At 71.8% G+C, this 25679-nt stretch carries 19 protein-coding genes and 1 pseudogene; 6 read left to right on the top strand and 14 right to left on the bottom strand.

The genetic code is table 11. From position 1 onward, the window contains the following. Positions 1–6 precede the first annotated feature (6 nt). Positions 7–387, bottom strand: coding sequence for a response regulator (locus WC326_05750; protein ID MFA7330564.1), 381 nt, complete (start codon positions 385–387; stop codon positions 7–9). A 49-nt stretch (positions 388–436) separates the two neighbouring features. Between WC326_05750 and WC326_05745 the strand changes: the two genes are divergently transcribed. Further along, positions 437–2119 carry a Mur ligase domain-containing protein gene (locus tag WC326_05745; GenBank protein ID MFA7330563.1) on the top strand — a complete coding sequence of 561 codons (1683 nt, stop codon included), beginning with the start codon at positions 437–439 and terminating at the stop codon, positions 2117–2119. Positions 2120–2550: 431 nt separating this feature from the next. Here the strand turns inward: WC326_05745 and WC326_05740 are convergent, their stop codons facing one another. The 5 genes from WC326_05740 to WC326_05720 form a co-directional block, all read right to left on the bottom strand. Continuing rightward, positions 2551–2967, bottom strand: a complete 417-nt coding sequence (locus tag WC326_05740) for a hypothetical protein (GenBank protein MFA7330562.1) — start codon at positions 2965–2967, stop codon at positions 2551–2553. After that, the gene (locus WC326_05735; GenBank protein MFA7330561.1) at positions 2967–3542 is read right to left on the bottom strand and encodes an RNA polymerase sigma factor; all 576 of its coding nucleotides are present in this window, start codon (positions 3540–3542) and stop codon (positions 2967–2969) included. The genes WC326_05740 and WC326_05735 overlap by 1 nt, the downstream gene beginning before the upstream one ends. Before the next feature lie 23 nt (positions 3543–3565). After that, a complete protein-coding gene (locus WC326_05730; GenBank protein MFA7330560.1) occupies positions 3566–4810 on the bottom strand; it encodes a hypothetical protein in 1245 nt (414 codons plus the stop codon). A gap of 73 nt (positions 4811–4883) precedes the next feature. After that, the gene (locus tag WC326_05725) at positions 4884–6737 is read right to left on the bottom strand and encodes an alpha-amylase family glycosyl hydrolase (protein ID MFA7330559.1); all 1854 of its coding nucleotides are present in this window, start codon (positions 6735–6737) and stop codon (positions 4884–4886) included. A gap of 131 nt (positions 6738–6868) precedes the next feature. Further along, on the bottom strand, positions 6869–7408 hold the full coding sequence (locus tag WC326_05720; protein MFA7330558.1) for a hypothetical protein: 540 nt from the start codon (positions 7406–7408) through the stop codon (positions 6869–6871). Between the two features lie 181 nt (positions 7409–7589). Here WC326_05720 and WC326_05715 point away from each other — a divergent pair, with 181 nt between their 5' ends. Further along, the gene (locus WC326_05715; GenBank protein MFA7330557.1) at positions 7590–8171 is read left to right on the top strand and encodes a sigma-70 family RNA polymerase sigma factor; all 582 of its coding nucleotides are present in this window, start codon (positions 7590–7592) and stop codon (positions 8169–8171) included. Further along, a complete protein-coding gene (locus WC326_05710; GenBank protein MFA7330556.1) occupies positions 8168–8599 on the top strand; it encodes a hypothetical protein in 432 nt (143 codons plus the stop codon). The genes WC326_05715 and WC326_05710 overlap by 4 nt, the downstream gene beginning before the upstream one ends. Positions 8600–8617: 18 nt before the next feature. Here the strand turns inward: WC326_05710 and WC326_05705 are convergent, their stop codons facing one another. The 3 genes from WC326_05705 to WC326_05695 all read right to left on the bottom strand — a co-directional run bounded on the left by WC326_05705 (position 8618) and on the right by WC326_05695 (position 11925). Continuing rightward, complete coding sequence (locus WC326_05705; GenBank protein MFA7330555.1) at positions 8618–10927, bottom strand: TonB-dependent receptor; 2310 nt, start codon at positions 10925–10927, stop codon at positions 8618–8620. Then, complete coding sequence (locus tag WC326_05700) at positions 10924–11385, bottom strand: hypothetical protein (GenBank protein ID MFA7330554.1); 462 nt, start codon at positions 11383–11385, stop codon at positions 10924–10926. Before WC326_05700 ends, WC326_05705 begins: the two co-directional genes overlap by 4 nt. 165 nt (positions 11386–11550) lie before the next feature. Beyond that, positions 11551–11925, bottom strand: coding sequence for a hypothetical protein (locus tag WC326_05695; protein ID MFA7330553.1), 375 nt, complete (start codon positions 11923–11925; stop codon positions 11551–11553). 182 nt (positions 11926–12107) lie between these two features. Between WC326_05695 and WC326_05690 the strand changes: the two genes are divergently transcribed. Then, on the top strand, positions 12108–14756 hold the full coding sequence (locus tag WC326_05690) for a DUF5916 domain-containing protein (GenBank protein ID MFA7330552.1): 2649 nt from the start codon (positions 12108–12110) through the stop codon (positions 14754–14756). Positions 14757–14765: 9 nt separating this feature from the next. Here WC326_05690 and WC326_05685 read toward each other — a convergent pair whose 3' ends face one another. Beyond that, on the bottom strand, positions 14766–19124 hold the full coding sequence (locus WC326_05685) for a translocation/assembly module TamB domain-containing protein (GenBank protein ID MFA7330551.1): 4359 nt from the start codon (positions 19122–19124) through the stop codon (positions 14766–14768). A 9-nt stretch (positions 19125–19133) separates the two neighbouring features. Continuing rightward, on the bottom strand, positions 19134–21011 hold the full coding sequence (locus WC326_05680) for a BamA/TamA family outer membrane protein (GenBank protein ID MFA7330550.1): 1878 nt from the start codon (positions 21009–21011) through the stop codon (positions 19134–19136). A gap of 147 nt (positions 21012–21158) precedes the next feature. Here WC326_05680 and WC326_05675 point away from each other — a divergent pair, with 147 nt between their 5' ends. Further along, positions 21159–21761 (top strand): DUF2238 domain-containing protein, encoded by a 603-nt coding sequence (locus WC326_05675; protein ID MFA7330549.1) that lies wholly within the window; start codon positions 21159–21161, stop codon positions 21759–21761. A gap of 5 nt (positions 21762–21766) precedes the next feature. Here the strand turns inward: WC326_05675 and WC326_05670 are convergent, their stop codons facing one another. Next, positions 21767–22345 carry a hypothetical protein gene (locus tag WC326_05670; protein MFA7330548.1) on the bottom strand — a complete coding sequence of 193 codons (579 nt, stop codon included), beginning with the start codon at positions 22343–22345 and terminating at the stop codon, positions 21767–21769. Between the two features lie 170 nt (positions 22346–22515). On the opposite strand from WC326_05670, the pseudogene WC326_05665 reads away from it, so the two are divergent. Further along, a pseudogene (locus WC326_05665) lies at positions 22516–22662 on the top strand (DUF2238 domain-containing protein). A gap of 118 nt (positions 22663–22780) precedes the next feature. On the opposite strand, the gene WC326_05660 reads toward WC326_05665, so the two are convergent. Next, positions 22781–24943, bottom strand: a complete 2163-nt coding sequence (locus WC326_05660; GenBank protein MFA7330547.1) for a carboxypeptidase regulatory-like domain-containing protein — start codon at positions 24941–24943, stop codon at positions 22781–22783. Between the two features lie 145 nt (positions 24944–25088). Continuing rightward, positions 25089–25595 carry a hypothetical protein gene (locus WC326_05655; protein ID MFA7330546.1) on the bottom strand — a complete coding sequence of 169 codons (507 nt, stop codon included), beginning with the start codon at positions 25593–25595 and terminating at the stop codon, positions 25089–25091. Positions 25596–25679: the final 84 nt, after the last annotated feature.

The raw sequence follows: 25679 nt of genomic DNA, 5'->3' as shown, positions 1-25679 counted from the left end.
CCCGGATCAGCCCTCCATGGGGTCGCTGAAGGCCTTTTCGATCAGATTGGCCATGGACTTCAGCTTGACTGGCTTGACGAGGTACGTGTACCCGTCGTTCTCGATGGTGCGCAGAATGGTCTCGGAGGAGGGGAACCCGGTGATCACGATGACGCGCACGTTGGGGTCCCGCTGGCGGACGCGCTCCAGCAGGGTCATGCCGTCCATCCGGGGCATTTTGATGTCGGTGATGATCAGGTCGATCTTGCGGTCCTGGAACATCTGCAGGGCCATCTGGCCATCGGTGGCGGTATAGGCCTTGTGACCGATTTCGGCCACCAGGTTGGCCAACACGTCGCACTGGTCGGCGTTGTCGTCCACGATCAGGATATTGCGGCTGGTACTCACGAGGTCCTCCATCCAACGGCTGGTGGAATTAGCGGAACAGGACTGGATTATGCAACAACAGGATTCCCGGAAGCCCACCCAGCAGAAGACCGAAGCGCTCACCGGGCGCGGCGCGGTCTGGATCATCGGCATCGCCGGAGTGGCCATGGGCGGGCTGGCGATCTGCCTGCGCCGGATGGGGTACCAGGTGGGCGGCTCGGACCAGGGCGTCTATCCTCCCATGTCGGACATGCTGGCCGAGGCCGGCGTGCGCTGGGAGGACGGGTTCACGCGCGACCACGTCGCCGCCTGGCTCCAGCTTCATCCGGAATCCCGGGTGGTGGTGGGCAACGCCATCCCGCGCGGCAATCCCGAACTGGAGGAGGCGCTGGCCCGGGGATGCCGGCTCACTTCCCTGCCCGAGGTGCTGCGGGAGGACTTCCTGCCCGGCCGCCTGAGCGTGGTGGTGTCCGGCACCCACGGCAAGACCACCACCACCAACCTGGCGGCCTGGCTGCTGGAGCGGCTGGAACTGCGGCCGGGCTGGCTCGTGGGCGGCAAACCCGGCGGGCTGGCAGAGAGCCTGCGCCCGGCGGATCCCGGCCGGCCCATGGTGCTGGAGGGCGACGAGTACGACACGGTCTTCTACGACAAGCGCAGCAAGTTCTTCCACTACTGGCCGCAGATCCTGGTGATCAACCACGTGGAATTCGATCACGCGGATATCTTCGAGGACCTGGCGCCGATCCTCACCGCCTTCCGCCGGCTGGTCAACCAGGTGCCCGAGAACGGTCTGGTGCTGCTGAACGCCGAGGCCGACGAACCCTGTGCCGTGGCGGCGCGGGGCTTGGCTCCCCTGGTCGGCTTCGGTGCCGCAGAAGACTGCGCCTACCGCCTCTTGGACGAAGTGCCCGTGCCCGGCGGCAGCCGCTTCCGCTTCCGACTGCCCCCGGCGGGTTGGCTGCGCGCGCTGGAGCGGACCGGCGAGCCCGCCGCCGCGCTGGAGGCCCTGGTGGCCGCCCGTCACCCCGGCCGCGGGGCCGCCCACCTGAGCGAGGCGGAACTGGCCGCGCTGGGCCGGTCCCGGCTGCTGCGACCGGAGCAGGGTGTCGAGGTGGAGGTGGAGGCGGCGCTGAGCGGCGCCTACAACGGGCGCAACATCCTGGCGGCCCTGGCCATCGTGGACGCCTGCGGGGGCGATCGTGCCCGGGCTCTGGAGCTGCTGCGGGAATTCTCCGGCCCCGCCCGGCGCATGGACGGCTTCAGCTGCGCCGACGGCCTGCTGCTCTACGACGACTTCGGCCACCACCCCACCGCCGTGCGCGAGGCCCTGGCCGCCCTGCGCCGCCGCCACCCGGAGCGCCGGATCACGGCCATCGTGGAGCCGCGCTCCAACACCAGCGTGCGCAACGTGCTGCAGGAAGCCTGGATCCAGAGCCTGGGCCAGGCCGACGCGGTGCTGATGGGCGCCCTGCACCGGCCCTGGAAGTACGATCCGGCGGAGCTGTTCGACTTCGCCGCGGCCGCGCGGCGGCTGGCGGAGCGCGGCGTGCCCTTCCAGCAGCTGGACGATCCGCCGCGCATCGCGGCATTCCTGGAAGAGCTGCTGGCGGGGCGTTGTCCGGCAAGGGGCTGGGAGCAGGTGGCGACCTGGGCGCCCTCGGACCACCTCTGGGTGATCTTCAGCAACGGCTCGTTCGGCGGCCTGCGTCAGCAGCTGCTGGAGCGTTGGCAGGGCGTTCCGCTCGCTTGATCTGACAAGGTCATCCCCTGGCTTAGGCGAGGCGAAGCCACTTCCCTTCCCTCGCGCCCCGCGGGGGAAGGCGCGACCCGGCAACGCCGGGGCGCGATGGGATGGGGGCGCGCCCATTACTCACTTCGGAGACTCCCGGGAGCCTTGATTGCCACCTTTCTGCTTGCGCGCAGAAAGGTGGCGCCAAAGACGCGCTCTTCTCAACGGCTAGAGTCAGGCCACCTCACGGTGGCCTTCCGCTAGCCGCTGCCACTCCTTCCTTGTGCCAGGTAGTTGGTTCCGCCTGACGGCGTCACCACCTGGTTCTGGTTCAGGCCTATAGGCCTTCACCTCGCCCACTCACAATGACCTCAGTGGCTCTGTGCCTCTGTGACTCTGTGGTGAAAACCAGGTCGGTGTTGAACGTCCCCGAGCCGTCCACCACGTCCCGGCTACTGGTCCGCGCGCAGCGTGTCCAACCGCACGACCAGATCCCCCACCGGGCAGGCCACGGCCGCCAGGCCGCGCGCCACCGCCAGCGGCGCGGGGGGCACGTAGGGCACGATGCGAAGCCGGCTCTGCTCCAGCCAGCGCGCGCCGGTCTGTCCGCCCACCGCCACCAGAGCCAGCAGGGCCGCCAGCTTGAGCAGCCCGGACCAGCGCGCCGGCGGACGCGCGCGCTGCGGCAAGGGCGGGGCCGGCTCCCCCAGCGCCGCGCCATCCAGGCCGCGCAGCCGCCCCAGGTCCGCCTGTAGTTCGTCCAGGCGGCGGCGGCACGAAGCACAGTCCCGCAGGTGGGTCTGCAGGGCCTCGTCCACATCTACGCCCAGCGCCAATTCCAGCAAGTCCTCGTCGGCGGGATGACTCATCACAATTGTCCTTTCCGCTGCAGTGTCGCGCGACAGGCCCGGATCCCGGCGTGCAGGCGCGAGCGCACCGTGCCCACGGGTATGCCCAGCACGTGGGCCACCTCGTCGTAGCTCAGGCCGCCCACCAGCCGCAGGGCCAGGGTGTCGCGCTGGGGGGCGGGCAGCTGCTCCAGCGCCGCCAGGGCGTGGACCCGCCGCTCCCCGTCCTCATCGTCCGGCGCGCCGCCTGCCGGGGTGTCCGCCAAGCTCTCCAGCGGCTCGAGTCGCCGGCGGTGCCCGCTCTGCCGCTGGGCTTCGCGCCAGGCCGCCGTCGTCAGATAGGCCGTCAGCGAGTCTTCGCGCGGGGGGGCCGCCGCGCTGACCACGCGCAGCAGGACCGTGTGCGTCACGTCGCGGGCCGTCTCAGGGTCCCGGCTGACGGCCAGCGCCACCCGGAACAGCCGGTCCTGCTGGCGCCGCCAGAGTTCCTCCCAGGCCGCCGCGTCCCCGGCGCGCGCCCGGCGCAGCAGGGTCCAGTCCCCGTCCGGCGGTCTTCCCGCCGCCTCTGCCCTTCGACCCTGGTTGGGCGTCTCCACCGGCCCGTGCTCCCTTCGCCCGCTCAGGGTTTCCAGCCCTTGTCCTTCAGCCAGCGCGCCGCCTCGGGGACGTCCTCCCAGAACGGGGCCAGCGCTCGGTTGAGCTGGGCGTCGATGCCCGCGGACAGGTGGTCGCGATACCAGCCGAACAGGGCCGCCGTTTGGCGGTCCCCGGCGGGCAGGATCTCCAGCAGGGCCGCCAGTCCGTTGGCGTAGTTGCCGGCCAAACTGCGGCACGAGCGTCGGGGATCCCCGTGGCGGAAGGACCAGGAGTCCAACCCCTCCGTGCGGAACGACTCCAGCCAGCACGCCGCCAGGGACCGCGCGTCGGCGGGCTGATCGGCGCCGGCGGGCTGCACGCGCAGCGCCAGGCCCCGGGTCTGGCCCTTCTCCTGTAAAGGTTTGAGGCGGGGCGAAGGCTGCAGGGTGGAGGCGAAATACACGCTCCGCTTCTCCCGGGCCGCCCGGCGCAGGATGCGCTCGATGAGCGTGTCGCTGCAGGGCATCTCACGCCTGCGCAGCTCGGCCAGCTCGGCGGTCGTCCAGTCGCCGGGCCCCGTGGCCTGTCCGCAGCGGGCCGCGTACCAATCGGTGTTGAGCAGGCTCTGGTTCAGCACGGTCACGTCCGGCCGCACGCCCATCACCTGCTGCAGCATCCAGCACGGGTAGGTATCCATGTCGCCGTTGGTGATCAGCACCGCTCCGTTCTCCAGGCAACCGAGCATGTTGTGGCAGTAATCCAGCGTGGCGTCGTCCACGGCGCCCAGCTCCAGCAGACGCTCCAACGCCGTGTGCAGGTCCTTGCCCCGCTCCAGGGCCATGTACTCGATCACCAGGGAGAACCAGGGGTCGTCGTAGGCGGGATCCAGCGCCACGGCCCGCTGCAGGTAGTCCAGGGTGGAGCTGCGCAGGGCGGGATCGTGGCGCACCATCTGGGTCACGGCCTTGAGGTAGAGCAGCACGGGGCTGCCCGGGTACTTCCTCAGGCCCTTGTCCAGCAGCTTCTCGTACTGGGGATTGCCGGCGTAGCGGGCGGCGTACATCCAGTTCTCGTAGGCATCCTCGGAGGGATACTCGTCGTACCAGGCCTGCCAGAGCCGGTCGAGTTCCACGTAGGCCGCGGGTTCGCGCCAGATCTTGCGCATGCTGCCCACGGGCTCGGGCCGCACCAGGTCACGGGCCAGGGCGGCCGCGCCCAGCACGAGCACGGACGCGGAGAGGAGGAGGAAGCGGCGTGCCGATCGGCAACAACCGGGGATGAAATGCATGGCGGGCTCCTTCGGGTTGACGAAGGACAAGCCGGAGCCCGGGAAAAAGTTCGCAGGTCAGGCCAGCACCGGCTCAGGGCTCCAGCAGCCAGATCTGGGCCGCCCGGGGCGGCAGGTGGAACAGCGTGGCGCCCTCGGCCCGGCGCTCCTCGGCGTCGCCCTGCAGCAGCTCGCGCCAGGTCCCAGCCAGCTCCAGGCTGAGCGACGCCGGTTGCCCGCCGCGATTGAACAGCACCAGGGCCCGGCGGTCTCCGAGCGCGCGCTCGTAGCCCAGCAGGCCGCGCTCGTCGTCCGTCACCACCCAGCGCAGCCCGCCGTGGGAAAACAGCTCGGGCTCCGACTGGCGGATCCGCGCCAGCTGTGCCAGGAAGTCGCGGTGCTCCAGATCGGGCGTGACCGGCACCGGCGCCACCCGCCCGCTCTGGCGGCCGTCGCCGAAGGGCCGGGCCGATTCGGGCTGGTTGGGGAATCCCGGCCGCACGACGGGCTTGCGGTTGTCCGGGTCGTCGGCGCCCCACATCAGGTACTCGTCGCCGTTCCAGATGTGCGGCGCGCCGGGCCACGTGTACTGGAGCACGCGGATCAGCCGGATCACCGCCACGTCGTCCGCGGCGGGCGGTCCCAGCCGGGTGGCGGAATTCTCCCGCGGGTTGACCTGGAACTTGTAGCGGCCACGGTTGGCCACGCAGGTGGCCAGGCGCGGCGTGTCGTGGCTGGCGCAGAGGTTCATCAACGCCAGGCGCCGGTCGTCGGCCATGCCCAGGTAGAGGGAGTCCAGCTGCGCGGCCAGGCCGCTGGCCGTCAGCCAGGGCGTGGTCTCGGCGAAGAAGCTGCGCACGGGCATGTACCACTGGTAGTGCATCACGCTGTCGAAGGCCTCGAGCCAGGGCCGCGGATCCATCATGTCCAGCGGCCAGCGCTCCCACCAGATCTCGCCCACCAGCAGGGCGGCGGGATTGACGCGCTTGACCTCAGCGCGGTACTGCAGCCAGAAGCCCAGCGGAACCTGCTCGGCCACGTCCAGGCGATAGCCGTCCACGCCGTCGGAGGGATCGCCGTCGCCATTGGGGTCCAGCCAGCGCCGGGTCACGGCGAAGACGTGGGCCTTGACGCCCGCGTCCAGGTCGCAGTCCCGGCAGAGGCCGCCGCGCTTCCCCGCCGGCTCGCCCGTCTGGCGCACGGCCGGCAACTCGCGGATGCCCGCCCAGCCCTCCCACTCGAACTCGTCGGCCGCCGTGCGCGGATTGTCCCAGCTCTTCACCTGGTACCAGTCCTTGAACGGCGACTCCTTCCCGCGGGCCCGCAGATCCTGGAAGGCCCAGAACTCGGTGCCCGTGTGGTTCCACGAGAAGTCCAGGATGACTCTCATGCCGCGCCCGTGGGCTTCCTTCACCAGGGAGAGGAGCAGCTTGTCCGCTGCCGTCCACTGCCAGCTGGCGGGATCCGCCGGATTCTCCAGCGCGATCAGCGCCTCGTCGCCGCCCGGATCCGGCCCGAAGCAGCGGTCCACGTGGTGCCAGTTGCGGGCGTCGTACTTGTGCAGGCTGGGGGCGTCGTTGACGGGGTTGAGGTAGAGGGCCGTCACACCCAGCTCCTGCAGCTCGTCCAGCCGCTCCAGCACGCCCTGGAGGTCGCCGCCGTAGCGCCGGTGATGCACCCAGGTGTAGAAGTCGCCGTCCTCCGGCCGCACCCAGGGATCCGGCTGGTACCAGTCCCAGTCCCAGGGCGTGACCTGCCACTGGGGCGGCTTCTGATGCGGCCAGGCGCCCTGGGCGTCCCGTGAGACAGGGTCGTTGGAGGAATCCCCGTTCCAGAAGCGCTCCACGAAGATCTGGTACCAGACAGCCTGGCCGGCCCACTCGGGCGCGGGCGGGTCCTGGGCGAGAGTCAGCGAGAGGGGCAGCAGGCAGAGCAGCCAGCGCGACATGGGGCCTCCGGGTTGGCGGGGGTTGGCGTGCAGTCGGAGCATGGCAAAGGTCCCGCGAAGCGCCAAGGGGAAAACGGAACGGGCGGCCCGCATGTGCCGGAGCCGCCCGTTGCCAGGATTGCGGACGCTCTTCAGTTCGCAGGCGGAGCCGGGGGCGTGGGCGGGACGGGCGCCAGGCTGGTGCGCTCCAGGGCCGCCACGTAGGCCTGGCTCTCGGTCTCCGCCAGTTTCTCCAGCCGCTGGCGCGCGCCGCTGTTCAATTTCACGGCAGCCAGCCAGGCCGCGCCGGAGAGCAGCGAGATCATCCCGAAGCCCAGCGCCACCACGCGGTCGTCGCCGGACACGTTGCCCCAGAGCACCACCAGCCCCAGCCCGGCGCCCATCAGCAGCATAGGCATGATGTAGGGATTGCCCGGGTTGGCGTGGGGCTCCGGCGGCACGGGAATGTGCAGCTCCATGGCCCGCATGCGCTCCTCCTGCACCAGCTTGCGGGTGCGGAACTTCATGTACTTGGTGCCCACGATGATGGCCAGCACCGTCAGAAAGAAGGCCAGCGGCACCACGATGGCCACGGCCGGCGGCTCGTTGTCGTTGATGTAGACGGCGGGCGGCGAGGGGGCGGCCGGCTGGATCGCGCTCAGGCTGTCGATGGGGGCGGCGTTTGCGTTCATGGATCAGGTCTCCCGTTGGGTTGTCGCTCAGTCGAATCGTAGGAGGAGCCCGGCCGGGCAATTGTTACATCCCCTCCGACACATTTTCACGCGCCCCGCTGGAGGGATGTCAACCGACCCGGTAACAATCCAGCGCCGGCCCGCCTCTTACGATGCGACGGAGGACAACCCCCGTCTCCCAATGAGGCAGCGACAGATGGCCCCAGGCAGCAACACACCGGCCTTTGAAGAGCTTCTGGAAGCCCACGAGGCCATGGTCTGGACGCTCTGCCTGCGCATGACCGGCAGCCGCGAGTGGGCCCAGGACGCCCATCAGGAGTGCTTCATCCGCGTCTGGCGCCACCTGGACGCCTTCCGGGGCGAGGCCAAGCCCTCCACCTGGATCTGGCGCATCGCCGTGCGCTGCTGTCGCGAGCTGCTGGCCCGGGAGCGGCGCCTGCCGTTGGAAGAAGCCGAGGATGCGCTGGACCTGCTGGGCGACCCGACGCCCGGCGCCGACCGCCAGTTGGAGCGCAGCGACTCCGCCCGCTTCCTGCTGACCTTTCTCAAGCCGCGGGAACGGGCCCTGGTCCATCTGTTCTACACGCAGGAACTCAGCTGCGAGGAGATCGCGGAGGTGCTGGAGATGAAGCCCGGCGCCGTGCGCGTGGCCCTGCATCGGGCGCGGGAGGCCATGCGCAGCGGCTGGGAACGGGCCCATGGAGAGGGCGAGGCCGCCAACCGTGGCGCGCGCCTGACCTTGGCACAGGAGACGACCCCATGACCACCGACCCTTCCTTCCGGGCGGATCCGCCGGATCCCTTCGAGGAGCTGCTGCGCCGCCAGCTGGGTCCCCGCAGTCTGGAGGCGCCGCCGCTGGCGCTGCGCGCCCAGATCCTGCAGCAGGTGGCCGGACTGCCGGCCTCGGCCCAGCGCTTCCGTCTGCGGTGGGTCCACGTCGCCAACGCCCTGGCCCTGAGTTTCCTCGGCCTGCTGGCCTGCTGGCTGCTGCTGGAGCTCAAGGGCGCGAACTTGTGGCTGGTCCGGCTGGGGCGCGAGCTGCCCGACCTGGGTCCCGGCCCCGAGTGGCGCAGCTCCCTGGACCTGTTGTTCAGCGGCGGTCTGCTCGAACTGGCGCGCAACCCGCTGCTGCTGGCCGTGCTGCCCGTGCTGCTCCTGCCGCTGTTCTACTACATGCAGGACGAGCGCTGAGCCGCAGTCGACCGGACCTCAGACCCAGACCTTCCAGACCACCTTCAGATTGCGCCCCGCCTCCGGCAGCACCACGCGCACGCGGTTCAAGTGATCGCGGTATTCCTGATCCAGCGCGTTCAGCAGCTGCAGGCTCAGTTGGTGCCGCGAGCGCCGGGCCCCGCCCTGCCAGGTCAGTCCCAGGTCCAGCCGCGCCCAGCCCGCCGTGGCGCTCTCGGGCACGGCGCCCGGATCCTCCGCCCGGTACACACGCGCCTGCGCCCCCGCGGCCTCCAGCCGGGTCTCCGCCTCCCAGGCCCCCAGCCGCCGGGCCAGCCGCAGCCGCCCCTTGAGCGGCGGGATGGCCGGCAGCGGACCGCCCCCGCGCAGGCTCCCGCGCAGCCAGGCGCCGCTCGCCTCCACGGTCCAGTGGCCGGCCTCGCGCTCCAACTCCGCCTCCACGCCCAGAAAGCGCGCGTCGCGCCCCAGCGTGCGGTACTCGTAGAGATCCGCCCGCCGCGGACTGAAGCGTCCGGTGTAGGAGGGGAAGAGGAAGCCCTGGAAGTCCGTGGCAAAGACCGCCAACCGGCCGCGCCGGCCCGGGCCGTCCAGCTGCAGAAAGCCCTCCAGCGCGCGCGAGCGTTCGGGACCCAGCTCCGGGTTGCCGATTTCGTAGGAATAGGCCGCCAGGTGTGGGCCGCCGGAGAAGAGCTCGTTCACCGTGGGCGGCCGCCAGCCCAGGATCAGGCTGAGGCCCGGCGTCCAGCGGGAGCGCGCCCCGCCGGCAGCGTCCGCCGGCGCCCAGCTGGCCGTCAACGCGCCGCTGGCCCCGGCGAACGCGCGGCTGCGGATGTGCCCCACCACGATGTTCCGCCGCTCCACCACGGGACGGATCCGGCGCCAGTCGCCGCGCAGGGCGCCCTCCAGCTGCAGGGCGCCGGCCTGGATCTGCTGCAGCGTGGCCAGCCCCAGCCCCTCCTCCACGGTGGAGGGCGTGTGGGTCAGGCCACCGGTGCGCAGCCGCCGCCAGGACTGCTGGACGCGCAGCCAGCCTTCCTGGAAAGGTCCGTGATGGCCCAGCCGCAGGTCCAGCCGGCTCTCCTGGGAGAGCTGGTCGAAGGACATGCCCACAGCGCCGCTGCTCTCCAGCTCCACGTGCCGGTACTGGGTGCTTTGACTGTGCAGGGTCAGGCCGCGCAGGCCGTGGTCGGGATCCTCCGCCCGATCCGGCGTCCAGGCCAGGGAAGCCTGCAGCCCGTGGCGCTCCAGCTCGATGTCCACGCCCCGGGGATGGGCGCCGGCAAAGCCGCCGGGGATCCCGTATTCGTTGCGAAATGTGGCCGCGCCCAAGCCGGCCAGCCAGTGCCCCAGCGCCGCGGACGCGCCCAGCCCGCCGGCTCCCATGGCCAGGGTGGAGTTCCCCAGCCGCCCGCCCGGCGTGCGCTGGTCGCCGGCCCGCCGCCAGGAGCCGTCCGCGCGCCAGTCCAGGCCCAGTCCAGGCGTCGACAAGGAGGCCGCGCCGCCCCAGGCGCCGGAGCCGCTCTCGCCGGTGAGGGTGGCGCCACCCTCCACCCGGCTCAGCCCGCTGCGCGGGATCAGCCCGCGCTCCACGTCGATCACGCCGCCCACCGCGGCGGAACTGGCCAGCAGGGCCTGGGCCCCGCGCAGCAGCGTGACCCGTTCCGAGTTGATGGGATCCAGGGCCACGGCGTGATCCGCCGAGCCCGCCGAGAGATCCCCCATGCCGGCGCCGTCCTCCTGGATCAGCAGCCGGTCGCCGGACAGTCCGCGCAGGACGGGCCGGGCGGGTCCCGGGCCCATGCTGCGCTGCTCGACGCCCGTCTCGCCCTGCAGGGTGCCGGCCAGGGTGAGCCCGAGCTTCTGCTGCAGTTCGGCCTGCCGCACCTCCAGCACCGGCCGGCGGCCTGCCGGCAGCCGGCCCGCGCCCTCGGTCACGGTGAGTTCCTCCAGCGCCAGGGTCCGCGGACGCAGCCGAACCTCCACCCGCAGCGTGTCGGAGGCGGGCAGCAGCAGGCGTCGCTGCCAGGGCTCGTAGCCCAACTGGGTGCAGTCCAGGGTCCAGGTTCCGGCGGGGACCCCGTGCAGGAGGAACTCGCCCGCCGGACCGCTCACCGTGCCCAGCCGCAGTTCGCGGATCTGCACGTGGCTGAGAGCCAACGGCGCGCCGCCGGCCTGATCCACCACCACTCCCTGCAACACGGCGCAGGCGTGTTCCGGCCCGGCCGCCACGCCGGCTCGCCACAGGCCGAGGGCCAGCAGCAGCGTCCACCCGGGTCGCGCGGGCGGCGGCAGTCTCCTGCCGCCGCACACATCGCTCGAAGCGCTCATGGCTGGATCAGCACGGGCAGCGCCGGGGAGACGTAGTCGTCATGGCCCTCGTGCAGCACGCGGACGATCAGGCTGGTGCTGTCCGCGGCCAGGCCCGTGAGCTGGAAGGACCAGGCCAGGTTGTCCGGCACGACGCTCAAGCGGGCGGGATCATGGGTCAGGGCGAAGCTGTGCTCGCCGTCCGGGTCCGCCTCCGGCCGGAACCACGCGCCTTCCTCGTCCAGGAAGTGCAGCAGGATGGGACCCGTGGGCTGGCTGACCAGTAGCTCCAGCCGGCCAACGACCTCGGAGGCCTCGCCGCTCATGGACTTGACCAGGGTGTCGCCGTTCAGCACCAGGGCCACGCCGAAGGCCTCCAGGTGATGCTCGTCCTCGTGGGTGTCGTCGTTGTCGTCACAGGCCGTGAAGCCCAGGGCCAGGGCCAGCGTCAGGGCGCCGGCGGTCAGGGTGCGGGACATGGGAAGTCCTTTCCAGTGAGCGACCCACGCCCGGGCGGCGGGGTCGGTGGTCGCGGCCGGTCCGGCGCGCGGCCCGGTCCGGCTGGACGGGCGACGCACACGACCGGCTCCGCGGATGATCCTCGAAGCAGGTGTTCCAGGCCAAGCCTGGTCATGTGGGAGGGATCAGGAAAGGCGGGGCGGTCCGCGCGAGCGGCAGGATTCCGGCTTGCGCACCAGGTGGCCGGGAAGGGCCGGCAGGGGTGCCTCGGCCTCCGCCAGCCAGGGCTCCGGCTGATTGTCCACCCAGGCGTCGCCGTGGGCCTGCTGGAAGATCTGCACGGGGCAGGGATCGACGTGGGCCGCGGGCAACCCCAGCTCCGGGCGGGCGGGGGTGGTCTCGGCGCCGTGGTTGTGGTGCAACTCCAGGGTGAGCGCCCAGAAGGCGTAGAGCAGGCCCAACCCGAGCCGGGTTGGGTAGCCCAACCCCACCCGGACCGCGAGGCCCAGGATGGTCCGGATGGTACGCGGTCGGAACCGGCGGTTGGGGACCCTCTGCATGCGCCCAACATAGGACTGGCAAGCTGGCCGGGCAACCGGTCCCGGCTAAGCGGAAGCCCGACGCAACCCGGCGCCGTTCGCCGGGTCCATGCCGTTCTTTTTCCGCAGGTTGAGCGTCCTCGCCCTGCATTTATCTGAAACTTGTTTCAGAAATTCCGCCCAGATTGAATCAGGAGATCCCGATGAGACATCCTCTGCCGCAGGGATGGATAGGCTGCCTGGTGTCCGCCGCGCTGTGCGGCTCCCTGGCCCACGGCCAGGAGACGGCGCCCCCGGCGGCGGAGAAGCAGGCCCGGGCCGTGCGTCTGGCGGGCGAGCCGCCCCACCTCGACGGTCGGCTGGACGAGGAGCTCTGGAGCCAGGCCGCCTGGGTGCGTGGCCTGACCCAGAAGGATCCCGTAGAGGGCCTGCCGGCGGGCGAACTGACGGAAGTGGCCTTCGTCTACGACGAGAACAGCCTCTACGTGGCCGCCCGGCTCTCCACGGCCCTCACCGGCCGCCTGCGGACCCGGCTCAGCCCCCGGGACGACATGGCCCAGACCCAGTCCTTCTTCATCTCCCTGGACACCTACCACGACCACCGGACGGCCTACACCTTCGGCGTGACGGCGGCGGGCGTCAAGGTGGACTTCTACCATCCCTTTGACGAGGAGCTGAACCAGGTGCTGGCCTGGGATCCCGTCTGGGACGTGCGCACCCAGGTCCACGACGACCACTGGATCGTCGAGGCGCGCATCCCCTTCTCCCAGCTGCGCTTCAATCCGGTGGACGAGCTGGTCTTCGGACTGCAGATCGACCGCTGGACGCCCGAGCGCGACGCCGAGGACTACTGGTGCATGGTGCCCCGCGCGGAGACCGGCTGGGCCTCGCGCTTCGGCGAACTGCAGGGGATTCGCGGCGTGCGGCCCTCCCGGCGCATCGAGCTATTGCCCTACGCCGCCGGCGAGGCCCGCCTGCTGCACAATCCCGATCCCACCGATCCCTTCCACGACGACAGCGAATTCGAGGGCCGGCTGGGCGGCGACCTCAAGATGGGCCTGGGCCCCAACCTGACGCTGGACGCCACGGTGAACCCCGACTTCGGCCAGGTGGAGGCCGATCCGGCCCAGCTCAACCTGACGGCCTTCGAGACCGTGCTGGAGGAGCGCCGGCCCTTCTTCCTGGAGGGAGACCGGCTGCTGCGCGGGCAGGGACCGCGCTACTACTACTCGCGCCGCATCGGCGCCCAGCCGCCCTTTCCCGCGCTGGCGGACACGGTGACCCACGTGGACATGCCCCCCAACTCGCGGATTCTCGGGGCGGTCAAGCTCAGCGGCCGGCTCACCGGCGGGTTGTCCATCGCGGCGCTGGGCGCCCTGACGGACGAGGAGCACGCCCGGATCCACAACAGCGGCAGCGGACGCAGCGACGGCTTGATGGTCCAGCCGCGCACCCGCTCGGGCGTGCTGCGCCTGCAGCAGGAATTCGCCGGCGGACGCTCCAACGTGGGGTTCACGGCCACGCACCTGCAGCGGACCCTCAAGGACGACCCGCAGCTCAGCGCCCGGCTGGCGGAAACGGCGGCCTCCGGCGGCGTGGACTGGTATCTGCGCGCGGCGGACAACCTGCACAGCCTGAGCGGCTACTGGGGCGTCAGCCGCGTGGCCGGGGACTCCCTGGCCATCAGTCGCCTGCAGCGCCGGCCTGCGCACTACTTCCAGCGCCCGGACGTCTCCCACGTCCACCTGGACGACGGTCGCGAGTCGCTGGCAGGCTGGGCCGGCGCATTGTCGCTGGACCGCGAGGGCGGCCGCCATTGGCGCTGGTCGGTCAACGCCGCCGCCGAATCCCCGGGCTTCGAGCTCAACGACCTGGGCCAGCTCACCAGCGCCGACGACATCAATTCCGGCGTGCAGCTCACCTGGGAGGAGAACCAGGGCCAGGGAATCTTCCGCCGCTACACGCTCTGGAACAACTACCTGGCCAGCTGGAATTTCGGCGGCCTGCCCACCGACCGCCACATGGAGAGCGGCTTCTGGGGCCAGTTCCCCAACTACTGGACGCTGGAGGCCGCCTACGACCGCGGCCTCTCCGCCTTCAGCGACGACCTGAGCCGCGGCGGCCCCACCCTGGGCGACGCCGGCTGGCACTACGCGCGGATCTCGACGGGCAGCCCGGACATCCTCCGTCCCAACCACGTCGGTTCGGGCCTGGACCTGACCTGGGGCGAGGATCACCGGCTCAATGTCAGCGGCTGGTTCTTCGGCCGCTTCCGGCCCGGCCCCAACGTGGAGATCCGGCTCAACCCTTCGGTCTCGCGCAGTTGGAACCCGACCCAGTACATCGCCACGCTGCCGGCCTCCTACACGGGTCTGGCCGACGATCTGGTGCTGTTCTCACGCCTGGACTACCGCGAGGTGCGCGTCGCCACGCGCTGGCGCTACACGCTCAATCCCCGGCTGCGGCTGGAGTTCTACGCCGAGCCCTTCATGGCCAGCGTGAGCTACGACGACCCGGGCCGCCACGTGGGCGCCCGCAGCCAGAACGTGCGGCGCTATCGGGCGGAGGAGCGGCTGGAGCGGGGGCCCAACGGCGAGTGGATCATCCAGGAGGAGAGCGGACCGGTGGCCTGGTACCAGCCCAACGTGGAGTTCGCCTCCTGGCGCAGCACCATGGTCATCCGCTGGGATTGGCGGCTGGGCTCCACCTTCTACCTGGTCTGGCAGCAGGACCGCGAGCACTTCATCGAACGGCAGAATCCGGACCGTACGCCGGACCCGCTGGCCGGCCTGCAGCACGGCGGCGACAACCTGATCGCCTTGAAACTCAGCGCCTGGCTGCCGCTCAGTTGATCCAGGCTGTCACCAGACGCGGCTCCAGTTGAGGGACACGCCGCTCTGGCCGCGGGTGCCCATGGAGGTGTCCAGCCGCAGGTGGCGGGTGACGACGTAGTCCACGTGCAGGCGGTAGCTCTCCTGCAGGCTCAGGGACTGCTCGTAATACACCAGCACGCGCGGTCCCAGGTACTTGCCCACCAGCAGCGTGCCCTGCCAGTCGCTGCCGGCGGAGTCCCAGCGCAGCAGATCCAGGTGCAGCGTGCGCGACAGGTTGGCCTGCAGCGCGGCCATCCCGTAGTCGGTGGCCAGCTGGGTGGCCTGCTCGCGCAGCTGGTTCTCCTGCTGGCTGTCCAGCTCGTCGGTGGAGCGCCGGAAGAGCAGCAGGGCCATGATCTCCCCCTCCTCCAGCGGTGGATCGGAGCTGAGTTCCAGCAGCGGCCGATTCAGCGTGCCCGTCAGCGCGACCATCACGCGCGTGCTGCCCGCCGTGGTGAAGAGGTCCAGGTTCAGGTGGGGCGAAAGATTGTGGTCGCCGTACCAGACCAGGGTGCCGGACTCCGCCGTGAACTGACGCCCCAGGAGGCGGAACTCGCCGGAGAGCACCTGCAGGTCGCCCGCCAGGGAGAGGCGCCCCGCCTGACGATTCAGGGTCAGGTCGCCGCGGCTCTCCAAATCCAGGTCGCCGCCCCGTACGCGCACGGTGTTGGGAATCCGCAGGTCCAGATCCAGCTCCAGCGAGTCCAGCCAGCTCCCCGTCTGGCCGGCCGCGGGATCCATCCGCCGATCCTCGCCCACTTCCATCTCCCAGAGCAGGGCGCTGCCCCGGGCGTCCAACAGGCTGTGGGCGATCTTGGGCAGATGCACCTCGCCGTTTTCCAGCACCACGCGGCCCCACAAGCCGGGATGGGCCAGATCGCCGCCCAGGGTGAGGTCGGCCTCCCCGAACACGTGGGTGCCCTGGGACTGCCGCGCCTCCAGGCCCGCCACGCTTAAGCGGCCCTCCAGCTCAGGGTTGCGCAGCGGCCCCGCGGCCCGCAGGTTCAGCCGGGCCTGGCCCGCCAGCCAGAGGTCCTCGGGCAGCAGGCTGTTCAACTCCGCCAGGGAGAGGCCGTTGGCCTGCAGTTCCGCCTCAAGCTCCCCCGTGACCCACTGGCCCTCCGCCGAGAAGCGGGCCGGCACGGCGGCGTGGCCCGTGGCCAGCTGGCGGCCCGCGCGGCTGAGGTCCAGGTCGGCGCGCAGCAGGGGACCGGCGCCCGGCGCGTTGGCCCAGTCCAGAATCAGCAGGGCCAGATAGTCCTCTAGCAGCGGATCGTCGGGCGCGCTCACACGCAGGTCGCCCCGCAGCTGCGGCTCGGCGGCGTTGCCCTGCAGGCGGAGCGTGCCGCCCAGCCGCGCCGTGGCCTCCTTGCCGCCCTCCACCGGCCGGGCCAGGGGCACCGGCAATTCGTGGAAGACCAGCTCCAGCTCCAGCGGATCCAGGGCGGGCAACAGGGCGGGTGGCCAGAGCCGCAGCTGCAGCGGCAGCCGGCCCGCGGCCCGCAGCAGGGTGTCGGCCGCCCCCGTGACCCAGGCGGCCAGCTCCGGCCGCAGCAGTTCGCCGTTCACGCGCGCCAGCAGATCCATCTTCGGACCGCTGCGCGCCTGCAGGCCGTCCAGTTTCAGGCTGGAGCGCAGGCCGTCGGCGCGGGACGCATCCACCTCCAGCCGCAGGCGCTCCGGCCGCAGGCCCTGGGGCACGCGCTCCGGCCAGGGCAGGCTGCGCGGATCCAGGTCCAGCGTCAGCCGCGCCCAGGCGGGGGCGGGGACGGTGGCCAGATCGGCGGAGGCCAGCAGGGAGCCGGACGGTCCCGCCAACTCCAGGCTGTCCAGCCGCAGGCCGCCCGACGCGGGCAGGAGCAGGGTGAAGGGTCGGCGGGTCTCCAGCCGGGTCTGGCCGGCGCCCAGGGTCAGGCGCCGACCGCTCACCACCCAGCCGCCGGCGCGTTCCAGGCCCAGTTCGGCCTCCAGCGAGCTCTCCCCGCCCACGGCGCGGATCCAGCCCTGGCCGGGAAAGAACAGCTTGCCCGGGCCGGCCGGCCCCTGATAGGTCGAGGAGAGCGAGTCCAGCCAGAGCCCGCCCGCCTGCAGACCGCCCGGCACCCGGGCCTCGGCGTAGAGACCCAGGCTGTCGCGCCGGGCCGTCAGGTCCACGTTTGCCAGTTCCAGTCCCCCCTGGCGATAGGAGCCGCGCGCCGCCAGGTCCAGATCAGGATCCGAGCTCCGGCCGCGCAGGCCCAGCGTGCCGCTCAGTTGCGCACTCGCCCCGGCCAGCGCCGGCAGGAAGCGCGTCAGCAGATCCAGATTGTCCAACTGCCAGCTGGCGGCCAGCTCCTGCAGCGGCCCGCTCCGCCGGGCGGCCAGATCAAGTTCCAGCCCGGGCAGCCGCAGCCGACCGTCGCTCAGACTCAGCTCGGCGCGGGTGCCCGCCAGGGTCGCCGCCAGACTGTCCAGCCAGCCCGGCGCCTGACCGCTGAGGCCGGCCTGCCAGCTCGCGCCCCGGCGATCCTGGCGCCAGTCCAGACTCCAGTCCAGCCGGGGATCGCCCAGACCCGTCAGCCGGGCGCCGGCGGGGAGCAGTCCGGCCAGGCGCTCCGGGCCCGGCAGCAGCAAGTGGCCCGCGGCGTTCAGCTGGCGTCCGGCGCTCCGCTGCCGCAGCCGTCCCGTCGCCTGCAGGTGCGCCGGTTCGCCCAGGGCCAGGGCTGCGTTCAGACGGCGGCGCAGGCTGTCCGGCAGGTGCAGCAGGCGCCCCGCGGCGGGCGACAGGCCGGCCAGCCGGCCGTCCAGCGTGAAGGGTCCGCTGCCCAGGCGGTCCAGTCGGCCACCCAGTTCCCAGCGGCCCAGGTCGCCGGCCAGCACCAGCGACGGGCTGGACCAGCCGCCGGCCTCGTCCCGCGTCAGCCGGCCGCCGCCGGGTTCGGTCACCCGGGCTCCCCCCGCTGTCTCACGGACCAGCAGCGTGTCCAGCCTCAGCCGCGACCCGTCCGTCGCCCGGCCCGCCAGGCTCAGGCGCAGACCCCGGCTGGAGGCGCCCAGGGAGAACGCCGCGTTGCCGCCGCCCGCCGGCGGAAGGTCCACTTCCAACCCCAGGCGGGCCAGCAGGTCGCGCGGCCAGCCGCGGGTCAGCGGCAGCAGGTCCAGCCCGCTGGAGTCCAGCAGGACGGCCTCCAATCCGGCCTTGAGATGCTGCGCCTCCAGCCGGGCATGGCCCCGCAGCCGCAGGCCGCGCGGCCGCAGCTCCAGGCTGTCCAGGCTCAGACCCTCCTTGAGCAGCTCCGCGTGGACGAAGGCCCCCTCCAACCAGGCGCCGGGTCGGGCTTCGAGGACCAGCCGCAGGTCGCGGCGGGAAGCCCAGTTCAGCTCCAGGCTCAGCCCGGCATCCGTCAGGGGCGGCAGGTCCGGCGCCACGCGCAGCACGGGTTGGAGCGGAGGCCAGCTGCCCCAGTCGGCGGATCCGGCCAGGTTCATCCTCCCCGTGAGCCGCAGGCCGCTCCAGAGGGAATCCTGGCGCAGCGCCTGCACGCCCAGCTCCAGTCCGAGCAGGGTACGTTCCACCTGCCGCACCTCGAGGCGCGCCCGGCGCTGACCGGCCGGGCCGGTCACGTCCAGGCGGGCGCTCCAGTCGGGTTGGGAGCGGATGAGCAAGCGGCCGCCCAGCAGGCCCCGCGCCGGTTCCAGCCGCAGATCGGCGCCCTCCAGCTCCGTGGCCGGTTCCGTCAGGCTGAGCTGCAGGCTGTCCAGCCACCAGGCCGGCTCGTGCCCGGCGCCCAGTTCCAGCCCGCCCAGCACGGTGAATCGACGGACGCTGCGCAGGGAATCCAGCCGCAGCGGGCCGCCGCGCACTTCCAGCCGCGCGCAGGCCAGCGAGGGCAGCCCGGACCAGGCCCCCGGGCGCAGCCAGCGCCGCGACTCCGGCGCCGGAGTCGCGGCGGGTGGAAAGGCCCGCCGCAGGGCCGGCAGGTCCAGGGTCAGGTCCTCGGCCTGCAGCTCGCGCAGCCGCAGGTCGCGCCGGAGCAGCGGCTTGAGTTCCAGCTCCAGGCGGATCCGCCGGGCGGAGAGCAGCGTGTCGCCGTCCACCACCCAGAGCAGGCCCTCGGCCTCCAGGCGGCCCAGCCGGGGCCAGCGCAGCCCGTCCAGCCGCGGTCCGCCGCCGGGCAGGCCGGCCAGCAGGTCAGGCAGGGTCCCGACCAGCAGAGCCTGGCGCAGGGGCGGCAGCAGCACGAGCGTGGCCGGGACTCCCAGCAGCAGCGCGCATGCCAACAACAGGCGCCAGCCCCAGGCCAAGCGGCGCGGCGGCGCGGGCGGCGGCGGCGGGGCGGGGGAGGACGGCTGGAGCGTGCTGTTCATGCCGTCTCGCTAGAAAGAGTGACCGATGGACACGTGCAGGGCCCAGGGATCCAGTTCGTCGTCCGCCGCGCCCACCCGCAGGCCCAGATCCGTGCGCACCGGACCGATGGGAGTCCGGAGGAGCAGGGCGGGACCGACGGCGTACTCCAATTCGCGGAAGCGCGCCGCGCCCGGGCTGCTCCAGACCTGCCCGGCGTCCACGAACAGAGCCAGGCCCAGCCGCCAGACCAGCGGCACGCGCAGCTCCAGCGAGCCCAGGGCCAGGGCCTGGCCGCCCGTGGAAGCGCCCTGTTCGTCCAGCGGCCCCAGCAGGTGGCGCCCGAAGCCGCGGTGGTCCATGCCCCCGGCGAAAAAGCGCCGGTTGGGCAGCAGGTCCGGCGAGTTGCCCAGCGGCCAGGCCAGCCCCAGATGCAGGCGCGCGGCCCCCGTGAAGCTGCCCAGACTGCGGTAGGCGGCCCGTTCGCCCTCGAGCCGCAGGTAGTTGGCGGTGCTGAAGAAGCCGGGCAGGGTCCACTCCGACTGGAAACTGGTCAGCGTGCCGCTGCGCGGGTCCAGCGGATCGTCCGTGCTGTTGCGCAGGGCCTGCACGTTGAAGACCGTCTGGCGGCCCGGCCGGGCCAGGTAGGCCGTGCTGTCCGGCGAGAACTCGTCCAGGTTGACCACGGAGACCGCCAGCCCGCCGCTGAAGGTCAGCACCAGCGAGGGCTGGACGCGTCCGCCCACCCGTAGTTCGCGGTTGAGCAGGTGGTAGTTCTCCTCCTGTTGACGGTCCTGCAGCAGCTGGATTTCGCCCCGCAGCGTGGGCAGGATCAGCGCCGGCCACCAGGCCTCCACACGGCCGGTCTGTCTCACGCGCGAGAGGCTGCCGCCCACCTGCAGGCCACGTCCGCCGCCGAACAGGTTGGCGTGGGACCAGCGCGCGCTCACCCGGCCGCCCTCCGTGGTCCACCAGCCCACGCCCGCCTCCAGCAATTGCGGCGCGCGCGGGGCCAGGTCGGCCTGCAGGGTCAGCGCGCCGGGGTCCGCGCGCCCCGCCGGCGGGTCCAGCAATTGGAAACGGATTTGCCGGTAGACGCCCAGCAGGCTCAGCCGCTCCTGGGCCAGATCCAGCAGGCGCGTGGTGCAGGGGCGGCCCCGCAACGGGGAGAGGGAGCGGCGGGCCAGGCGGATCAGGTCCGGCTGCACGCCCGTCACGACGAGGCTGTCCACCCGGCAGGCCGGCCCCGGCCGCACCTGGTACTCCAGGCTCACGTGCAGGGAGTCCGCCCGCCGGACTTCGGACGTGCAGGTGGCCCGGGCGCGGCCCACGCCGCGCAGGGATTCCTCCACGGCCCGGCTGCCGCTCCGGTAGGCTTCGTCCTGGAAGCGCCCGCCCGGCTGCGGCAGGAGGGCCAGCAGTCCGGCGCGCCGGCCGGCCAGCGCCGGATCGTCCAATCCCTCCAGCCGCAGGCTGTCGATCTGGATCGCCGGGCCGGTCTCCACCCGCAGCACGATTTTCACCCGGCGCCGGGACTGGGCCGCAGCGCGCGCGTCCAGCCGCGCCCACGGATAGCCATTGCGGGCCAGCAGCAGCAGGATGCGGTCGGCGTCCGCCGCCAGCAGGTCCAGGGTCAGGGCGGGCCGCTTGTGGCCCAGCAGGCCGCCCAGCCGCGGCGTGCCGACCAGGACCAGGCCCTTGCGCAAGGTCTTCTCCAGTCGGGGCGGAATGCCCTCCAGCCGCAGTCGGCCCATCTGCCAGCCCTTGTAGGGGGCAGCCACCCGGGCCAGGGCCCGGGCGTCGTCCTCCGGCGTGGCGGCGCTCGTCGCCCCCGGCCACGTCAGCCACAGGACAAGCAGCAGCCAGCAGGGCAAGGCCAGTGGGTAACGGAAATGATCCAGCTGTGACATGAATCCTGTTGCTGTGTTCGGAGCGGCACCCCCAAGGTACGAACTCAACTCAGGCGCCGGCTAACAGAACCAACAGTGGCGCAGCAACATGTGATTGCGATTTTCCGGCGTGACAGACCGCCCCACCCCCTCAACTGGCGAGGACCCATGACCCGACACGTGCCCCTGCTGCTGCTGGCCGGCTACCTGCTGCTCTTCGGCCTGCTGGCCATCCAGCCCTACGACCGCACGGTCTGGTGGGCGGAGAATCTGCCCATCCTGGCCATCGTGGCCATCGTGGTGGTCCTGCACCGGCGCTTCCGGTTCACGCCGCTGGCCTGCGGGTTGATGGCCGTGCTGGTCTACCTGCACACCATCGGCGGCCACTTCACCTTCTCCCGCGTGCCCTTCGACTGGATCACGGACACCTTCGGTTTCCAGCGCAACCACTTCGACCGGGTGGCCCACTTCAGCGTGGGCTTCTACGCCTTCGCCATCGCGGAGGTGCTGCAGCGGCGGCGCCTGGTGCGCTCGCGCTTTCTGCTCCTCAGCTACCCGCTCTGCTTCATCCTGGCGGTCGCCGCAGGCTACGAGATTTTCGAGTGGCAGTTCGCCGTGTTGGGGGATCCAACTGCCGGGGCGGAAGTGCTGGGTTCGCAGGGTGATGTGTGGGACGCCCAGCGCGACATGCTCGCCGACCTGTTGGGCGCGCTCGCGGCGCTGCTGCTCTACGCGTCACTGCGCTTCCGCGGTGCCTTCGACCGCAGCTGAGGCGGTCAGGAATCCGGCTTGTCCTCTTGCCAGATGCGCTGAAGCATGCGGGTCAGGACTTCGCAGCCATCCTGGCGGTTTGCCGGCTTCACCGTCTGGAATTCCTCCCAGTGCGAGTTGGTGAGCCCGCCGTTGGCCAGTCGGCCGGCACGGTCGCAGACGAAGTAGTGCACGCCGATCACCCTCTCGTCCGGCGTGCAAAGGATCTCGCCCAGCAGCGCGTAGTCGGTCTGAAGCCCGGTCTCCTTCACGTGCTGTGCGAAGGCCCGCGCGCTGGTCTGCGCCATCTTGGCCTGGTTGTGTCGCCAGCGGACGGGGATTTCGACCAACGTGGCCACCACGGTCGGTTGCGCCAGCTTCTCCGCCCTGAGGAATTCCGCCACGCGGCGTGCCAGCGCTTCGTCGTGGTCCAGCTTGCCGCCCTTGACCACATGGACGGGGAAGACGGTCAGGCTGATGTCAGCCGGGCGTGCCGCGAATTGCCGTGTGGCATCCTGGTTGAGGTAGGCCGCGCAGGAGCACAGAAGCAGGGGCGGCAGCAGGATCCACCACCAGCGGCCAGCGGTCCGGTTGCCATGTTTCATGGTCCACTCCTTTCCTTGGGGAAGGCGCGAAGATGGGAATCAACATCCCGGGACTTGACGCATTGGAGCGGGCGGAACATGGCACTTGGCGGAGCAGGGCGCGAGCAAAAACCAGGCAGGCAGGATGATGACCGGGCCACAGGCACAGCCTCAACTCCGGCCAGCCGGGCGATCCCAGCGCCGGGGCGGACGTGCTGGGATCCCAGGGCGACGTCTGGGACGCCCAGCGCGACATGCTGGCCGACGGCCTGGGCGCCACGGCCGCGCTGGCGCTCTTCGCCCTGCGGGAGCGGCGTCGCTTGGCCCGCGCGCTCTGAGCCAGGGGAACAGCAAGACGCCGGCCGAAGCCGGCGTCTTGTGGCGGGCTGACCCGGCAACCGCTCCAGGTGGGAACGGCAGCGGGCGGCGCCTCGCAGATTCGCGTGAGACAGTCTGCTAGAAGGCCAGCTCCGCCCGCAGCCGCACCCGGCGGCCCACCAGCGGGCCGTAGATCAGCGCCGAGTCCAGCATGCCCTCGTGGCCGCCACCCAGCGCCAGCGGGTTGTCCGGCTGCACGTAGTCCAGCAGGTTCTCCACGTCCAGTCCCAGCGTCCAGCTCCCGGCGCGCTGGTCCAGGCCCAGGTCCAGCACGGACCAGGTCGGCGTCTGGCCGCGGCCGCGGCCCGCGGGCATCGGCTGCGGCCCGGTGACCCGCCAGCGCAGCTCGGCCCCCAACCCCGGCCAGGATCCGAAGCCCCGCCGCCCCGCCAGGGCCGAGGCCGTCCACGAGCCCGCCAGTTCCTCGGCCACCCAGCCCTCCGCCAGCTTGAGTCGCACGCGGCTCCAGGTGCCGCCCGCCGCCAGGTGCCAGCCGGACCAGCTCTGCCAGTCCGCCCGGGCTTCCACGCCGCGGCTGTAGGCTCGTTCCGCGTTGCCATAGCGCAGGTGGCCCACTTCGGCCGTGTAGCGCAGGATGGCCTTCTCCCGAAACTCCACCGCGAACAGCGACAAGTCCCCCTGCCAGCGACCAGTGCCCAGCGGCAGCTTGTGCTGCAGGCCCAAGTTCAGGCTCAAGGAGCGCTCGGGCTTGAGGCGCGCCGGCAGCTCCACGTGGTCGAAACCCGCGTGCACGGCCTTGTCCAGGCTGAACAGGGTCACGACCCGGTAGCCCTGGCTGGCGCTGGCGCGCAGGGTCAGGTCCCGGGCGGGCGAGCCGGCCAGCGAGCCGCGCAGCAGCGGAATCCAGCCCTCCTCCTGCCCCTCCAGCCGCAGGCCTCCCTCCCAGCTCAGGGCCTTCAGCAGGCCGGACTGGCTCAGCGCCAGACTGGGCACCTGGTCGTGGCGATCCGTGGGCAGCGTCAGCCCGTCCTCGTAGCGGTCGTCCAGCCAACCGGCCTGGAGGCGCGTGAAGCCCCCGCCGCTCCAGCCCTGTTCCAGCTGCGCCTGAGCCACCAGCATCCGCTGGGAGGCGTCGAAGGCCGTGGGCCCGTACCAGCTGTCCTGCTCGTGGCCGACCAGCGCGCCGGCCACGTTCCAGCGCCGGGCGCCCTGCAGGCCCTCCACGTTCATCCGCAGCTCGCCGCGCCGGATGAAGATGTCGCGTCCGTAGACCAGGCTGCTGCCCCGGTCGCTCTCTTCCCAGCCCGTGTCGCCGGCGAAGCGCCGCTCCCGCGTGCCCGTGGCCCGCAGACCCCAGGCCAGGCCGTGGCCGCTGCGGCCTAGGCTCAGCTGTCCGGCCAGCCGGGACAATTGGGGCGTGTCCGTCAGGCGGTCGGCGTTGCGGTCCAGCCGGTTGGGATCAGCCGCCCAGTCGGCGTTGAGCAGCACGGGCGTGCCCAGCACCTGCTGGCCGGCCGTGAAGCCCAGGCCGTGGCGCCAGCCGTCGCCCACGGACAGGCGCACGCGCAGGGTGTCGCGCCCGTCGGGCCGGCGGCTGGTCAAGTCCACACTGCCGGCCACGGCGCCGCCACCTTCGGCCACGGTGGTGGCGCCCCGGGTCACGGCCAGGGAGGCGAGTCCGCCCACGCCCACCGCGTCCATCCCGTAGAGCGCGCCCACGCCGCTCATCAGGGAGAGTCCGTCCATGGTGATCTGGGTGTAGTTGGGGTCCAGGCCCTGCAAGCCCACGCCCGCGCTTCCGCAGAGGCCGCAGGGCCGGGTGTCGATGCCCGTCAGTCCGCCCAGGGCGGCGCGCGCGCTGCCGTCGATGCTCAGCGCGGCGGCCTCCTCGCCGGCCAGCACTTCGGTGGCCCGCTCGCCGGAGAGATCCATCCCGCTGCGGCGCTGGGCCGTGACGGTCAGTTCCTCCAGCGGCCGGGTGTCGGGCTGCAGGACGAGTTGGAGGCTCTCGTGTCCCTGGGCGGGCAGATCCAGCCGCCGGGTCTGGGGCGCGTAGCCCAGGCAGCTGACGGTGAGTTCCAGGGGACCCGTCACGCCGTTCAGCACGGCCAGCCCCTCCAGGGAGGTGGCCGCCCCGCGCCCGTCCGGCAGCACCACGTTGGCGCCGGCCACGGGCTGGCCCGCGGGGTCCTTCACTTCCACGTGCAGCATGGCGGCCCGCAGGGGCAGCGCCAGCAGCAGGGCCGTCAGTCCGCTGACGACCGGCAATGGCTTGAACATGATTCCTTCCTTTCTTCCCCGTTCCCGACGGACGCTCCGCGGCGACGACGCCACCCCGCGCACGAATCGCGCAGGGCCGGGAATGCTGATGATGACGGGTATGGCGAAGCCGCCGCCTGAGGCGGACGAGCTCCGGAAGAAAGGCTCAGGCTTGGGGGGGATGCTCCGGCGGCGCCGGGCCGCAGTCCGGCGGCGCATTCGGCTGGAAGCGGACGCTGAGACCCAGGCAAAGGGGCTGCGGCAGACCGGGTTCCGCGGACAGGCAGGCCAGCAGCACGGGCACCGGACTGCCGCAGGCACAGGCCGTGGTGCTCTGCTCGCAACAGCCGTCGGGATCCGGCAGCGCGGGATTCTCCACCCGGGGCAGACTGGCGGGAGGCGCGGCGTCGGCGCAGTCCGCAGCTCCGCTGACCGACTCCGGCCCGCAGCAGCAGCACTCGCTTTCCGCCGCGGGAGCGTCCCCCGTGCAGCAGGCGCAGGCCTCGTCCCCGCTGATGGTCTGGGGGGCCGCCGGCAGATCGGCGGCCAGCCGGGGCTGGGCCAGCACGAAATTCAGGAGAGGCAGGAGCAGCAGCAGGGCCGTCCACGCCCGCCAGCCGCCCGGAGTCCGGGCCTGGTGGGGAAGTCGACTGGCTGCGCTGCGCCTGTTCATGGAATCGTCCCGGTTTTGCGTGGGGCCAAGGATAGCTGCCTGCCGGCTGTAAGTCAATGGCCACGAACAAAGTAGGGGAAAGAG

This window comes from Candidatus Delongbacteria bacterium, from assembly GCA_041675285.1.
GTDB lineage: Bacteria > CAIWAD01 > CAIWAD01 > CAIWAD01 > CAIWAD01 > CAIWAD01.
This window is presented reverse-complemented; position numbering and strand designations above follow the sequence as displayed.